The sequence below is a fragment of the Pedobacter sp. JY14-1 genome (assembly GCF_029269825.1).
Classification (GTDB): Bacteria; Bacteroidota; Bacteroidia; order Sphingobacteriales; family Sphingobacteriaceae; genus Pedobacter.
On sequence record NZ_JARJHU010000001.1, the window covers coordinates 120,990 to 134,967 of the forward strand.

A 13,978-nucleotide genomic window follows, 5' to 3' on the forward strand; every position below is an offset into this window, starting at 1 on the left:
AAAAAAATTAAAACAATTTTGATATGGCCTGGAAAACGGCAGCAAAAAGCAGCAGAAGCAACGAATAATAATTAGTAAATTTTGGTTTCAGTAATTTGATGGCATTGCTGATCTGCTTTTTTACAGTCTTATCAGAAATATTCAGGGTAGTGGCGATCTCCTGGTAAGATAGCTCTTCCTTCCTGCTCATTTCAAATACTATTTTCATCTTTTGAGGCAGGTTTTGTATCTCCTTTTCTATTTCAGCCCTCGTTTCATTTTCCAGCAGGGTACGGTCTGTATTATTCACATACTGCTCAGAAAAGCGGGCAAAGGAATCTGCGTAATCCGTACGGACCTTCTGCTTACTGATATGATCGAAGATCTTATACCTGATCGCCGTATACAAATAACCGGATAAATTACCATGTACCTCCAGTTCGGCGCCTTTCTTAAGCAGCGATAAAAATACATCCTGAACCACATCCTTTGCCTCATCTTCATCCCTGATGACTTTACACGCTGAAATATAGAGCAATTGCCAGTACCGGTCATAAATCTGACTGAAAGCATCCCGATCACCGCTTTTCAGTAAAGCAAGCAGCTCAGCATCGTCAATTTCAGTTCTTTTACCCATGATTAGTTATTTACTTTCCCCTGTTTTCCGGACAAATATAATAAAGTCTACAAAATAAGTAGATTTAAATAATCCTTTCCCTCCGGAACAAAAAAAGCAATTATTCACATAAAACACCACAAATATTTTATTTTATCCATTATAAATGACAAAAAATAAGTTTTTATACCTATAATTATCCATATATTTCAAAATATGAGTGAAATAAATCTAAACAACTACAAAAAAATACATGAAACATGGGATGAAATGTATGTTTCAGACAAAAAACTCAGAAACCAATACCAAAATATACTAAAATACCTGAAAAATGAATCAGCAAACGACTTAAACAAGAAAGAAGAGTTAGCAAAAAGGCTTTTCATGAGTCAGGGCATTACCTTTACAGTTTATGACAGCGGGGAAGGTATTGAAAAAATTTTTCCTTTTGACATTATTCCGAGAATTATTACGGCTTCAGAGTGGGATTTCATAGAAAAAGGCATCAGGCAACGGCTGAAGGCATTAAACCTGTTTCTGAAAGATGTATATACCAACCAGTTTATCCTGAAGGACAAGGTCATTCCGGCTCAACTGGTCTACTCCTGCCCCCACTTCCTAAGGGAAATGCATCATCTGCAGGTACCACATGACATTTATACGCACATTGCAGGAATTGACCTCATACGGGACTATGATGGTACCTTCTACGTACTGGAAGATAACCTGAGAACCCCGTCAGGGGTGAGTTACATGCTGGAAAACCGCGAGATCACCAAAAGACTTTTCCCAGACCTGATCCCGCAGTGTAAGGTACGCAGTGTAACAGAATATCCGGCTATTTTATACCGGAACCTGCTGGCTTTGTCCCCGCGGGCCGTCGCCAACCCGACAATCGTTTTACTGAGTCCGGGAATGTACAACTCAGCCTATTATGAACACACGACACTGGCCCGGCTGATGGGCGTTGAACTGGTAGAGGGACGTGACCTGGTGATCGATGAACAAAAGGTATTCATGAAGACCACCACAGGTCTGCAGCAGGTAGATGTGATCTACCGGAGGGTAGATGACGATTATATTGATCCGCTGGTCTTTAATCCCGGAAGTGTGCTTGGTGTCGCCGGGCTCATGAGTGCCTACCGTAAGGGAAATGTAGCGATTGTAAATGCAGTAGGAAACGGTGTTGCCGATGATAAGGCCATATACGGCTATGTGCCTGAAATGATCCGGTATTACCTGAATGAGGAACCTTTACTGAAAAATGTACCCACCTACAGCATGGGCAACCGAGACGAGCGCGAATACGTATTCGGTAACATTCAGAAAATGGTCATCAAGAAAACCAATGGCAGCGGCGGGTATGGTATGCTGATGGGGCACGCGGCCGGTCAGGAAGAAATTGAGGCCTACAAGAGGGAAGTGATGAAAGATCCCCGGAATTTCATTGCCCAGCCAACCATCAGCCTGTCCTCTGCACCTTGTTACATCGATGGGATGCTTCAGCCGAGGCGGGTAGATCTGCGTCCCTTTGCCTTATATGGCCCCGATGGCATCTCCATTGTGCCCGGCGGCCTGACCAGGGTCGCGCTGAAAGCAGGTTCGCTCGTTGTAAACAGTTCTCAGGGCGGGGGCAGCAAGGATACCTGGGTCTTATCAAATGATACAAACTAAAAAAGATACGATATGTTAAGCAGGGTAGCTTCGAGTTTATACTGGATGAGCAGGTATGTAGAAAGAAGCGACGGCATCCTTAGGATGCTGAAGATCAACTACGCTTCTGCTCAGGACACCATACATGAATTCACCTGGGATCCGGTGATCCGCATTTCCTCGGGAGGAAATGAGCAGGAGATCCGGCTAATGAAAAACGACAGCAGAAAGGTAGTGGAATACCTGCTGTTCAACCGCAATAATCCGAATTCCATCATCAATATCATTACGCTGGCGAGGGAAAACGCAAGAAGTGTACAGGAACACATTGCAAAAGACCTATGGCAGTGCCTGAATGAATACTACCATACGGTGAAAGATCCCAAGCTGTTAGGATACGTTCAGAAAGATGATCCTATGACGGCGCTCGATATCCTGATCAGGCAGGTAATGCTTTATTACGGGACTGCCGACAGCACCATGGAACGCGGAGAGATCAGGAGTTTTATGAGCATTGGAAAATATCTTGAACGCAGTATTCAATCAATCGACATCCTGGATATCAAATTCATTTCCATAAACAATAACCCCGACTTACTGACCGACACATCTTACTGGAAGCACCTCCTGCTTTCACTGGGCGGATATGAGCTGTACCTAAAATCCTACCGGGAAGGCTTCAGCGATGAGAACGTGCTCGAACTGGTCATGCTGAACAGTGATTTTCCGCGATCAGCGAGATATTCTGTAAACAATATCCAGCGATATTTCCAGCGGCTGAAAAGCGAAAAGAACATTGACCACTATAACGGCCTTTCGTTTAACATCGGAAAGCTGAACAGCAACATTACCTACAGCTCAGTGCATACGATTAAGCAGGAAGGGCTTCATAATTACCTGGTAAATATCCGCAGCAGCCTGTATGGTATCGGAAATCTGCTGAACGAGTACTATTTCGCCAATCTATAGCCAACTAAAAAAAACACCAGATGCCGGTATTTAAGATCAAACACATTACCAATTACAAATACGATTCACCCGTACGCGACAGTGCGAACCAGATCATCCTGTTCCCGGTCAAAGATGAATTTCAGCGGGTGATCAAACACGATCTCAACATTTCAGGAAGCCCTGCCGTAGATATCTTTATCGACTATTATGGGAATGAGGTCGGTACCTTTACGCAAAAGGAACCACACAGCCAGTTGAAGATTTACTCGAAGATCTATGTCGAAACGGTGCCCAGGCCACTTCCCCAGGACGACATCTTCCGGAATGAGCAATGGCATATACTGGAGGATATCCGGTTTGAAGTGCCATATATAGATTACCTGAAGCAGGAGCATCTTGAAGAAGCCGGTGTGCTGAACGGCATTGTCCGGCAATTGCATGATACGAATGACACCCCTTATCAGACCGCATTAAAATTCTGCAGCTATGTCTTTCGGGAGTTTACCTACATTAAGGGAGTGACCACTGTGGATTCTACCGTAGACGAGATCCTGAAGCTGAAGGCGGGAGTATGCCAGGACTTTGCGCACATACTGACCACAATGCTTCGCCTGGTAGGCATCCCGTCCAGATATGTGAGCGGATATATCTGTCCCAACCGCGACGGCATGCGCGGCGAAGGCGCCACCCATGCCTGGGCAGAAGCGTATCTGCCTGAGTATGGCTGGCTCGGGCTCGATCCGACAAATAACTGCATCGCCAACGAAAATCATGTGCGTTTAGCAGTAGGCAGGAATTTTAGTGACTGTTCTCCTGTAAAGGGTGTTTTTAAGGGCAGTTCCGGACACCTGATGGAGGTAACGGTTTCCGTAGGACATGACGATGAGGACATGGCCGACAATGAGGCGGTAATGCAGCCGAAGGAAGTGAACTACAGCAAAGGCATTCATGCAGCGGGACAGGCAGGCACCGGAAGGAACAGCTATCAGAGATATATGGAGGCAATCATGCAGCAGCAACAACAGCAACAGCAATAGCGTTTATCCGAACTTAACCCGTATAAACCTGGGGCGGTAAAGCTGAGGATCAGTCTCCAGGTCTTTAAAAAAATCAAAAGAATTGATATTGTAACTGATTAGGAGCTCGTTCTTTCCGGAAAGACTGGGATGTGCCTTGGCATTGTAGGGAAAATAAGATTTCCTGGTCAGTGCAGGTGAACAATCCCAGAGTTTGATTTCCGGGCCAAAAGGCCCGTATGGAGAACCGCCAACGCGCATACAGACATGCCGGCCAAGGCCACGTTCCTGGTAAATGAGCGCGAATTTACCATTGGGTAACGCAGACAGGCTGAGTTCGTTAGAAACACCCTCGGCCACAGACCGGGCCTGCTGCATATCATTGGTCCAGTTGGTCCGGCTCAGGAACATCCATTTGGAATAGTCCTCGAAATCCCTGGGCAATACCCTTGCGACCAGTAGTTTTTTTGCCTTTCCCCTTATCCCATAAATATAAACATAACCATCAGGCTTCAGGGCACCCGCCTTTTTTGTATTTACATAGATACCTGCGCCAAATGACCCCTGTCCGCTATTGCCCGTATCCGTACTGTCAGCGCTGCTGCGTTCTTCCGGAAAATAAAAAGGCGTATCTTTCTGCTGGTAGCCGAGCCGGCTAAAACCTTCCTTCCCGGCAGTCCTGAGATCCTTTTGATCGATTCCGATCAGACAGTTGCCTGTCTCACTGAAACCAAAGGCGCCTGCTCCCGTGGTCCGTATGCGATAACCAAAAATAAACACTTTGTTGTTCAATGCCTCGTTCACAAAACCATCACCCAGCCAGTAATAATCTCCTGGTTTTGTCTGTGCGGTCGCAGGTACGAAAAGCCCCCCTGCCCCGGCACTGCCGGTATCAGGATAGTGAAACTTTATCGCCGCGCTGTCCGCTTGCTGCCCTGAAAGTATGGCAACGGAATTGTGCAGCATTTTGGACCCGGGCTGCAACTTTCCATCCGCATGCGATCCGATCATGCTGTCACTAAAAATGAAAAGCGTCTCGGAAGACTGGCTGCCATTGCTTTCATTACCGTTCAAAGGGATAGAGAAAATGCCGTCACCCCCAAACCATCCGTTGTTTCTCCGGAAAAGTTGTGTCCACTCAGGCGCTTCCGCTACAGTGAACCTGAGAGGGCTTGTTTTGGGCCTGCGCTGAGCCTGTAATCCGTGAACGCCCAGGGCAAGGCAACAGTACGAAATGAGCAGGACTTTATTCATGGGCATCACAGATTTTTGCTGCTAAATTAATTGTAAATCACTTACTTTTGCAGTGATCGATCAAATACTTTTTGCATGGATAAAGTTCCCTCATCAGATAAAAAAAATGCCGTGATGAAGTGGCTGAAGCGGGTAGGCTTCTGGGGCTTTATGTTTTTCCTGGTCAAAGGCCTGGTTTGGCTGGCCCTGGGTTATTGGGTATTTAAATAAAACGCAAGGTCACGTTATTCAATAACTGAGCGGAAGGATGTGTTCAAAAAAATCCCCGGTATCAGGAATGCCATAATGAGCTGCCAGATAGCTATAGGCTGCATCATGCAATATTTCCGATTCTACAATCTCGTTCTGTTGCATCGTCGTCCTCAGAAAATTAAGTTCAGGGGCAATCTTTGACGACGGGTAAAAAGCAACACTTAAAGATGCGATACGCTGCTTTCTTCCAGTCGCGTCTTTTTCAAAAACGGATACCGGAACCGGCTTTCCGGCAGTTGCTTTTCCCAGAACCCTGCCATCGATCTGTAAAAAACAGGTACCTCCTTTTTTCAGCCATTTGAGTTGACCGGTTACTGTTCTGTCCTCCTTGATGTACTCAATGACATAGTGGATATCGGTTCTTCTGTTATACAATGCCGCAGAAACTTCCAGCTGCAGGCTGTCTACAATTAGCAGTGGTTTCCCCGTAGCTACAATTCCGCTCAGGTATCCCATAAGCATTGAGGTGCTGTTTATACCGGCCCCTCTGCCGGCACGTATCGGTATCTGCCCGGTTTCAGTAAGCACATGATCAAGCATCACCGCCTTTCCCTTGCGGGCACTGACATAATAACTCCCTTTGTGTCCTGCCAGTTTCAGTGTCCCGGTTGCCAAAGTAAAAGAAATGGAATCGGAAGGCATTATTCTGTCCCCTGCCTGAAGTGGCCGGCCAAGCTGCCTGGAATAAGCACTACTGTCATTATTCATGACCGTATATGGGCTGTTATCCTGAAACAGGAAGGCGATAATCAAAAGTACGGCACACCGGATGCTCATGGCAGTTGTGGATTTGGCATTGATACAAAAATACATTTTTAATCCCTTTTACAGGGCGGCCCAGGTCTGTACAGCGTAAAATCAATCGGAAACCCCGAAACTTCAATGTATTTTTTTTGTTGTGGATATTGTAGCTGAAGGACAGCTATTTGTTTGAAAATTCAGATCAACACAATTCGGAAATTATGGAAAATGTAGTTCAGAAGGGCTGGGAAGAAATAGACAGAAAGTTATATAAAGTATTGATATTTAAAGATTTTCAGGAAGCATTTGCCTTTATGGTACGCGTAGCGTTCCTGGCAGAGAAGAGCAACCACCACCCCAGGTGGACAAACGAATGGAACAAAGTAGAGATATGGCTGAGCACTCACGATGCAGGAGATATCGTTACAGAAAAAGACCGCGCATTGTCCAGGGAAATTGACGGATTGCTTGGTATTTAAATTTCCGTTATTTTCAGTCTGACGGAAGCCATAGATCCCGGGAAGAAAAGTGATCAAAGGAGAGGCGATCTAAACGATCGCCTCCGCTATACCCTCTGCCTTGGCAAGGACATTTTTAAGTCCGTCCTTGTTTTTACCGCCAGCTGTCGCATAAAATGGCTGTCCTCCGCCCCCGCCCTGGATGTCCTTTGCCAGTTCACGAACAATATTGGACGCATTCATTCCTTTGTCCTTCACCAGGTTTTCACTCACCATAACCGTGATGCCCGGCTTATCGTCGATAAGCGTCGTGAAGACCAGAAAAAGCTCATCGACAAGTTCCTTAACTGCATAGGCCAGGTTCTTGACGGCATCTGCACTGGGAAGGTCAACATGGGTAGCAATGACATTAATGCCGTTGACCGTTTTCAGGTGGTGTACGATTTCATGCTTCAGGTTGGCTGCGTGTTCGGTCAGTGCTTTTTCAGCTTCCTTTTTCAGCCGGTTGTTTTCTTCGATCAGCGCCGATACCGAGCCTGACAGATCCCTGCTGTTTTTAAGCAGGTTCCTCAGTTCGTTCAGCTCCCTGGTCTGCCCCAGGATAAAGGCTTCCGCCTGGTCTGCGGTAATGGCTTCTATACGGCGCACGCCCGCAGCTACTGCACTTTCTGAAATGATCTTGAAATAGCCGATCTGCCCGGTTGCCTGAGCATGCGTGCCTCCGCAAAGTTCCTTGGAATAGTGGTCATCGAAAGTAATGATTCGCACAAGGTCTCCGTATTTTTCACCAAAAAGCGCAGTCACGCCACTGGAAATAGCCTGATCGTAAGGCACATAACGTTGCTCTTTCAGCGGGATATTCTCCCTCACCTTCTGGTTCACCAGGTGCTCGATCCTGGCAAGCTCATCATCGGTAACCTTGGCAAAATGCGAAAAGTCAAAACGAAGGTACTCCGGGTTAACCAGCGAACCCTTCTGGTTGACATGTTCGCCCAATACCTTCTTGAGTGCAGCATGCAGCAAATGGGTAGCGGTATGATTGTCTTCAGTAAGTTTACGCTTATCTTCATCTATCACCGCCCAGAATTTACCTTCCACATCACCGGGTAAGGTATCTGTAAAATGTACGATGACCCCATTCTCTTTCTTGGTATCGGTGATCTCCACAAAAAATAAACGGCTGTGGTCTTCGAGCCTGCCGGTATCTCCGACCTGTCCCCCGCTTTCCGCATAGAACGGAGTCTTACTGAGCACGATCTGGTATTGCTCCTTACCTTTAGCACTGACCTTGCGGTATTTAATGATCTCGGTTTCCGCCTCTGTATCATCATAGCCGGTAAATTCCACTTCCAGATCCGGATTGACCAGCACCCAGTCGCCGGTATCAATGGCTGTTGCAGCTCTTGAACGCTCCTTCTGTTTCAGCAAAGCCTTATTGTACTCATCCATATCGACAAACCAGCGTTGTTCACGGGCCATAAGCTCGGTAAGGTCTATCGGGAAGCCATAGGTATCCTGCAGTTCAAACGCGAATTCACCCGAGATAACCATCTGGTCCTTCAGTATACTGTAAACCCAGGGGTCCTCAAAGGATTTCTCGGGGTCGATGGCATTTTCAGACATCAGGTGTTCAGCCTGTTTTTTGGTATAATTGTCAAAGCGCTGGATACCGGTGGAAAGCGTTCGCAGAAACGAAACCTCTTCCTCCAATACTACCTTCTGTACAAAATCCTGCTGGGCAGCCAGTTCCCCGAACACCCCTTCGAACTGCCCGGCAAGGACAGGTACCAACTGGTTGAGGAACGGTTCTTTAAGGTTAAGGAAGGTATAGGCATAGCGCACAGCCCTGCGCAGGATACGGCGTATCACATATCCTGCCTTGTTATTCGAAGGTAGCTGGCCGTCGGCGATCACAAAGGAGATGGCCCGGATGTGGTCAGCCATAACGCGCATGGCAATGTCGGTTTTTTCGGCTGCCCCATAGGCAATACCCGCATGCCGGGCAATGAAACTGATCAGCGGCTGAAATACGTCTGTATCGTAATTGGAGGTTTTACGCTGCAATACCCTCACCAGGCGCTCAAATCCCATACCTGTATCGACATGCTGAGCCGGCAAAAGTTGCAGTGTACCGTCCTTAAGGCGGTTAAACTGCATAAATACGTTATTCCAGATCTCGATAACCTGGGGATGATCGGCATTGACCAGCGATTTACCTGAAACAGCCAGCCGTTCTTCCGGCGGACGACAGTCTACATGTATCTCTGAACACGGACCACAGGGGCCGGTATCCCCCATTTCCCAGAAGTTGTCTTTCTTATTACCCAGAATGATGCGGTCTTCGTCAACGAACTGCTTCCAGAATTCATAGGCTTCCGTATCCCGTGGCAAGCCTTCCGCCTCATCTCCTTCAAAAATGGTTACATAAAGCTGGTCTTTAGGTATCTGATATACTTCGGTAAGCAATTCCCAGCTCCACGCGATGGCTTCCTTCTTGAAATAATCCCCGAAGCTCCAGTTACCCAGCATTTCGAACATAGTATGATGATAGGTATCGATACCCACCTCTTCCAGGTCGTTGTGCTTACCGGATACCCGCAGACAGCGCTGGGTATCTGCTACCCTTGGATACCTGATAGGTGCTTCTCCGAGAAAGAGGTCCTTGAACTGGTTCATTCCCGCGTTGGTGAACATCAGCGTAGGATCGTTTTTGACAACGATAGGCGCTGAGGGCACGATATGATGTTGCTTAGATTCAAAAAATGCTAAAAATGCCGCTCTGATTTCCTTGGCTGTCATTACTCTTGATTTTGATATTGGGCAAACTTATAGAAAATTTCAGAATATTTTCGGGATAATGATTGGATACTTGCCGAACTTTCCCTAAGTTTGAACACTTTACATAAAAGCCATAAAACCCTAAGAGTCAACCGAAATTATGCCTTATAAAGAACGGGATATCAACAAAATGTACTACACCATGGGTGAAGTAACAGAGATGTTCGGGGTCAACGCTTCACAGATCAGGTTCTATGAAAAGGAATTTGACGTATTACAGCCAAAGAAAAACAAAAAGGGCAACCGTCTTTTTACGCCGTCCGATATTGAAAACCTCAGAATTATCTTTCACCTTGTAGACGAAAAGGGCTTCACCTTAAAGGGGGCAAAAGAACACCTGAAAAATAGCGGTTCGGAAGTAAAGGAAAATCAGAAGATCATAGATTCCCTGGAGCGGCTCAAAAGTTTCCTGCTGAAGCTCAACGAGGAAATCTGATCCGTTACCCCTAGAACAGGCTAAAATTATCTACCTGGTTCTCTTCGGCTTATGAACTTATCCGGATAATTACCTGGAGTTCTTATTTTTTCCGCAACTCTTATCCTGCTATGTCAGGAAAGAAGAAGCTATTTATTTATCCATTATGCCTGCTGTTCGGATTTTTCGGACGGCTTAAGGCACAGGAAACAGGACCGGTCAGGGATATACTGGAACAACTGGCCGAAAATGGCCCGGAAGACAGTGACTGGTCCTCAGTTACCGAACAGCTGTCCTTTTATCTGGACCACCCGATGGACCTCAACCGGGCAGGTCCGGAACAGCTTAAAGAATTAATGATCCTTTCTTTACTGCAGATCAGCAGTCTCACAGATTACATACGGCTCCACGGACCACTAAAGGACATACTGGAACTTCAGGCAGTAAGCGGGTTTGACCCCGGTGTGATCACTAGGCTGAAACCTTTTGTCACGGTCGGCTTGCCTGCAATAGCACTGTTGCCGCCGGCAAAACTATATCAGGACGGAAGACACGAATTGATGCTCCGTTACGGCAGAACCCTGCAAACGCAGAAGGGCTTTACAGACCTGCCGGGCAGCAGATATCTTGGAAGCCCGGAACGCTTTATGCTCAGGTACCGCTACGAATACCAGAAAACACTTTCAGCCGGCCTGACCGCAGAAAAGGATGCAGGAGAATACTGGCTGAAAAGAAAAAGTGGTATGGACCATCTTTCTTTCCATATCGCATGGAAAGGCAAAGGTGCGCTGCACCGTTTAAATGCAGGCGATTATAGCCTGCAATTTGGCCAGGGGCTTGCGCTGTGGTCGGGCTTTGCCCTTGGAAAAGGTACTGATGTTACTGCCGTAGCTGCAAAAAGTACCGGATTGCATCCCTACCGGTCAACAGGGGAAGTATCCTATTTCAGAGGGATTGCCGGGACATTCAACCTGGGCACCGGGTTTTCATTTACCCCTTTTTTTTCGCTTAGGAACCTGGATGCAAGCATAAAAACGGATAGCACTGGACAGGCCACCGTCCAGAACATCGGTGCAAGCGGTCTTCACCGGACTCCGTCCGAGTTAAAAAACGAACGCAATCTGCAGCAAATGATATACGGCAGTATTTGGCAGTATGCCGGCAGGCACCTTGAATTTGGCATCACCGGTTACAGTTCACGTTACGGACATCGCTTTGTAACCGGCACGCAGGCCTATAACCGTTTTGCCTTTACCGGTCACCAGCTGGTCAACACCAGTGCCTGCTATAGCTATGCTTTGAACAGTACTTATCTCTTCGGTGAAACTGCATATAGCCAGGATGGCGGATGGGCTTTCCTAAACGGCGTAATGTCAACCATCTCCGGGAAGGTTTCTGCGGTACTGTTACTACGCAGTTATGACCGTGATTATCATTCCTTCTTCAGTAATGCAGTCGGAGAAGGTACGGAAGCAGCAAATGAAAGAGGTATTTATCTGGGCGTAAATTACCGGCCGGCCCCCAACTTGATGTTTTCCATGTATGGGGATTACTTTCAGTTTCCGGGATTGAAATACAGGATCAGCAAGGCATCCGAAGGACATGAACTGTTAAGTCAGGCGATTTTCAGTCCGGGCAAAAAGTTCAGGCTGACCTTGCGGTATAAACAGGAAACCAAACAACAGGATCCCGATGCAGGAAACACGGTTACCGGTCTCCAGAACGTAGACACACAAAACTTCAGGACAGACTGGAACTGGCAGCCTGCCCGGCAGACTGCATTCCACCAGCGGGCAGAGCTGAGCAGATACCGCAAAGGCAATACTTCTGGAGAAACAGGTTATATGGTATTGCAGGACTTTGATTATACACCAAAGACAGGACCTGTTTCCGGAAACATCAGGCTGGCCTGGTTCAGCACACCATCTTACAACAGCCGGGTCTACGTTTATGAAGACGATGTGCTATATGCAGGGACCTCAGCTGCTTACTATGGCCGCGGCCTGAGGTATTTTCTGAACCTGAGGTACCGCTTCCGCAATGGTGCTGACCTATGGGTAAGATATGCCTGCTATCAGTACATGGACCGCAAAACCATTGGCTCAGGGCTGGACGAGATCCGGGGTAGCAGGAAATCTGACGTTAAATTCCAGGTCCGGTACAGGCTCTGATGACTCAGGACAACCACACCGACAGGGCCGGGGAAAAGCCGGTATTTGCTGTGATACTTTTTCCCTACTGCATAGGGGTATTGACTGCTTATGAGTATGCATCTGCATTCCTGCTGCATTATCAACTGGTACTGTACCTCGCAGTATTCGGTGTACTCATAGGTATACAGCACCGTCACCATAACATCCGGGTATTTCATCGCAGGTACTCAAATGCGCTGATATTTTATCTCTTCTGGTACCTGACCGGAAGTATAGCTTGTCTGTTACATACAGAAAGGATCAGGCCGGACCATTTTTCCAGATTAAATGCGGCATTGATCAGGGCAGAAGTTACAGAAGCTCCCGTTGTAAAAAAGGGTTACGTAAGGTTTATCGCATCCGTCAGTCGGGTATATTACAAAAAAACAGTTTCGGGCCGGCTGAGATTATATACCCTGCCGTCTTGCGGGCATTTGCTGGTCAGCATGCAGATAAGCAGTCAGCAGCAGCGTATGCCTGCTTACGGTGAGGAATTTATCGCCGTGGCGAGATTCAGGAACATAATATCTGCTGCCCCGGCTTCATTCGATTATCGCGCCTATATGGCCGGGCGGAATGTTCATCACCGGCTCTTCCTTCAGAAAGACAGAACGATCTGGCTTTCGCGGAACAAAGGCAACTGGCTTACAAGCTTTAGTCTGAGGCTCCGGGGTAGCCAGGAAACCTATTACAGAAAGGTTTTCAGTCACAGCGCCCATGCGGCCTTCGCCTCGGCACTCATTCTCGGCCAGCGGGCCAACCTGGACCAGGCCACCTTAACTAGTTATACACAAACGGGAACCATACATGCACTTTCTGTATCAGGCATGCACGTTGGTGTTATTTATCTGGTCCTGAACACCTTATTATGGTTTATGGACCGGAACCTGTGGATGAAGGTCCTTCGTGCCCTCTTCATGATCATCCTGATCTGGTTTTATGCATTACTGACGGGCCTGTCCCCTTCTGTGCTGAGGGCCGCAGTCATGATCTCCGTAATGATTGCAGCAAGGCTGGGTGCAAAACAGGTAAACAGCACCAACATACTGGCCTTCGCAGCCTTCACCCTGCTGGTATATGAACCGCTGCTCATCATGGATATCGGATTCCAGCTTTCCTTTATCGCTGTAGGTGGCCTGATCTGGTTACAGCCGGTATTTGAAAGATACTGGTCTCCCCGGAACCGGGTACTCCGGAAAATATGGTCAGCAGTGGCCATGTCCCTGGCCGCACAGCTGGCCACCACACCACTCAGCATTTATTATTTTCACCAGTTTCCGGTATTTTTCCTTGTCAGCAATCTTTTCATTGCCATCCCGGTCGCCTTACTCATGTATATCGGCATCGCTATCCTGTTATTCCGGGTAACCTGGCTCTGCCCCCTGTTTGAATGGCTGACTGATTTTATGAATACAGGACTGAACAGCATCGCTTCACTACCCTGCTCCGTAGTTCACGATTTACGGATCGGCAAGGCACTAGTTCTGCTGATATACATTGTTCTTGCCGCCTTTTGTTCGTTACTGCATGCACACCGGCAACCGCGGTGAAAATTATCGAAGATTTTATTTATGTTTGGATAACTTAATATTGATATCGAAACTTTAAGCGGC

Annotated in this window: 12 protein-coding genes; 8 read left to right on the plus strand and 4 right to left on the minus strand. The window is 47.3% G+C overall.

Features of this window, described 5'->3' with window-relative positions; genetic code table 11:
* Positions 1-7 precede the first annotated feature (7 nt).
* Positions 8-616, minus strand: a complete 609-nt coding sequence (locus P2W84_RS00515) for an RNA polymerase sigma-70 factor (RefSeq protein WP_276088136.1) — start codon at positions 614-616, stop codon at positions 8-10.
* Between the two features lie 363 nt (positions 617-979).
* On the opposite strand from P2W84_RS00515, the gene P2W84_RS00520 reads away from it, so the two are divergent.
* Genes P2W84_RS00520 through P2W84_RS00530 form a run of 3 tightly spaced genes read left to right on the plus strand, consistent with a single transcriptional unit; the run spans position 980 to position 4,236 of the window.
* Positions 980-2,269 (plus strand): circularly permuted type 2 ATP-grasp protein, encoded by a 1,290-nt coding sequence (locus P2W84_RS00520; protein ID WP_276088137.1) that lies wholly within the window; start codon positions 980-982, stop codon positions 2,267-2,269.
* Between the two features lie 12 nt (positions 2,270-2,281).
* Positions 2,282-3,217 (plus strand): alpha-E domain-containing protein, encoded by a 936-nt coding sequence (locus P2W84_RS00525; RefSeq protein ID WP_276088138.1) that lies wholly within the window; start codon positions 2,282-2,284, stop codon positions 3,215-3,217.
* A gap of 20 nt (positions 3,218-3,237) precedes the next feature.
* The gene (locus tag P2W84_RS00530) at positions 3,238-4,236 is read left to right on the plus strand and encodes a transglutaminase family protein (protein ID WP_276088139.1); all 999 of its coding nucleotides are present in this window, start codon (positions 3,238-3,240) and stop codon (positions 4,234-4,236) included.
* Positions 4,237-4,239: 3 nt separating this feature from the next.
* On the opposite strand, the gene P2W84_RS00535 is transcribed toward P2W84_RS00530, so the two are convergent.
* Positions 4,240-5,469: a DUF4185 domain-containing protein gene (locus tag P2W84_RS00535; RefSeq protein WP_276088140.1), complete on the minus strand. Its 1,230-nt coding sequence runs from the start codon at positions 5,467-5,469 to the stop codon at positions 4,240-4,242.
* 75 nt (positions 5,470-5,544) lie between these two features.
* Between P2W84_RS00535 and P2W84_RS00540 the strand changes: the two genes are divergently transcribed.
* On the plus strand, positions 5,545-5,679 hold the full coding sequence (locus P2W84_RS00540) for an alanyl-tRNA synthetase (protein WP_276088141.1): 135 nt from the start codon (positions 5,545-5,547) through the stop codon (positions 5,677-5,679).
* Between the two features lie 18 nt (positions 5,680-5,697).
* Here the strand turns inward: P2W84_RS00540 and P2W84_RS00545 are convergent, their stop codons facing one another.
* Positions 5,698-6,498 carry a hypothetical protein gene (locus P2W84_RS00545; protein ID WP_276088142.1) on the minus strand — a complete coding sequence of 267 codons (801 nt, stop codon included), beginning with the start codon at positions 6,496-6,498 and terminating at the stop codon, positions 5,698-5,700.
* Positions 6,499-6,683: 185 nt separating this feature from the next.
* Here P2W84_RS00545 and P2W84_RS00550 point away from each other — a divergent pair, with 185 nt between their 5' ends.
* Positions 6,684-6,941, plus strand: coding sequence for a 4a-hydroxytetrahydrobiopterin dehydratase (locus P2W84_RS00550; RefSeq protein WP_276088143.1), 258 nt, complete (start codon positions 6,684-6,686; stop codon positions 6,939-6,941).
* Between the two features lie 69 nt (positions 6,942-7,010).
* Here the strand turns inward: P2W84_RS00550 and alaS are convergent, their stop codons facing one another.
* Positions 7,011-9,719 carry an alanine--tRNA ligase gene (gene alaS / locus P2W84_RS00555; protein ID WP_276088144.1) on the minus strand — a complete coding sequence of 903 codons (2,709 nt, stop codon included), beginning with the start codon at positions 9,717-9,719 and terminating at the stop codon, positions 7,011-7,013.
* Between the two features lie 139 nt (positions 9,720-9,858).
* Here alaS and P2W84_RS00560 point away from each other — a divergent pair, with 139 nt between their 5' ends.
* From P2W84_RS00560 to P2W84_RS00570, 3 genes are all read left to right on the plus strand, one after another.
* Positions 9,859-10,194 (plus strand): MerR family transcriptional regulator, encoded by a 336-nt coding sequence (locus P2W84_RS00560; protein WP_276088145.1) that lies wholly within the window; start codon positions 9,859-9,861, stop codon positions 10,192-10,194.
* Positions 10,195-10,304: 110 nt separating this feature from the next.
* The gene (locus P2W84_RS00565) at positions 10,305-12,344 is read left to right on the plus strand and encodes a helix-hairpin-helix domain-containing protein (RefSeq protein WP_276088146.1); all 2,040 of its coding nucleotides are present in this window, start codon (positions 10,305-10,307) and stop codon (positions 12,342-12,344) included.
* A complete protein-coding gene (locus P2W84_RS00570; protein ID WP_276088147.1) occupies positions 12,344-13,915 on the plus strand; it encodes a ComEC/Rec2 family competence protein in 1,572 nt (523 codons plus the stop codon). Before P2W84_RS00565 ends, P2W84_RS00570 begins: the two co-directional genes overlap by 1 nt.
* Positions 13,916-13,978 lie beyond the last annotated feature (63 nt).

Coding starts and splice junctions, on each gene's coding strand:
- P2W84_RS00515 (WP_276088136.1), bottom strand. CDS start 616: ATGGGTAAAAGAACTGAAATTGACGATGCTGAGCTGCTTGCTTTACTG.
- P2W84_RS00520 (WP_276088137.1), top strand. CDS start 980: ATGAGTCAGGGCATTACCTTTACAGTTTATGACAGCGGGGAAGGTATT.
- P2W84_RS00525 (WP_276088138.1), top strand. CDS start 2,282: ATGTTAAGCAGGGTAGCTTCGAGTTTATACTGGATGAGCAGGTATGTA.
- P2W84_RS00530 (WP_276088139.1), top strand. CDS start 3,238: ATGCCGGTATTTAAGATCAAACACATTACCAATTACAAATACGATTCA.
- P2W84_RS00535 (WP_276088140.1), bottom strand. CDS start 5,469: ATGAATAAAGTCCTGCTCATTTCGTACTGTTGCCTTGCCCTGGGCGTT.
- P2W84_RS00540 (WP_276088141.1), top strand. CDS start 5,545: ATGGATAAAGTTCCCTCATCAGATAAAAAAAATGCCGTGATGAAGTGG.
- P2W84_RS00545 (WP_276088142.1), bottom strand. CDS start 6,498: ATGAGCATCCGGTGTGCCGTACTTTTGATTATCGCCTTCCTGTTTCAG.
- P2W84_RS00550 (WP_276088143.1), top strand. CDS start 6,684: ATGGAAAATGTAGTTCAGAAGGGCTGGGAAGAAATAGACAGAAAGTTA.
- alaS (WP_276088144.1), bottom strand. CDS start 9,719: ATGACAGCCAAGGAAATCAGAGCGGCATTTTTAGCATTTTTTGAATCT.
- P2W84_RS00560 (WP_276088145.1), top strand. CDS start 9,859: ATGCCTTATAAAGAACGGGATATCAACAAAATGTACTACACCATGGGT.
- P2W84_RS00565 (WP_276088146.1), top strand. CDS start 10,305: ATGTCAGGAAAGAAGAAGCTATTTATTTATCCATTATGCCTGCTGTTC.
- P2W84_RS00570 (WP_276088147.1), top strand. CDS start 12,344: ATGACTCAGGACAACCACACCGACAGGGCCGGGGAAAAGCCGGTATTT.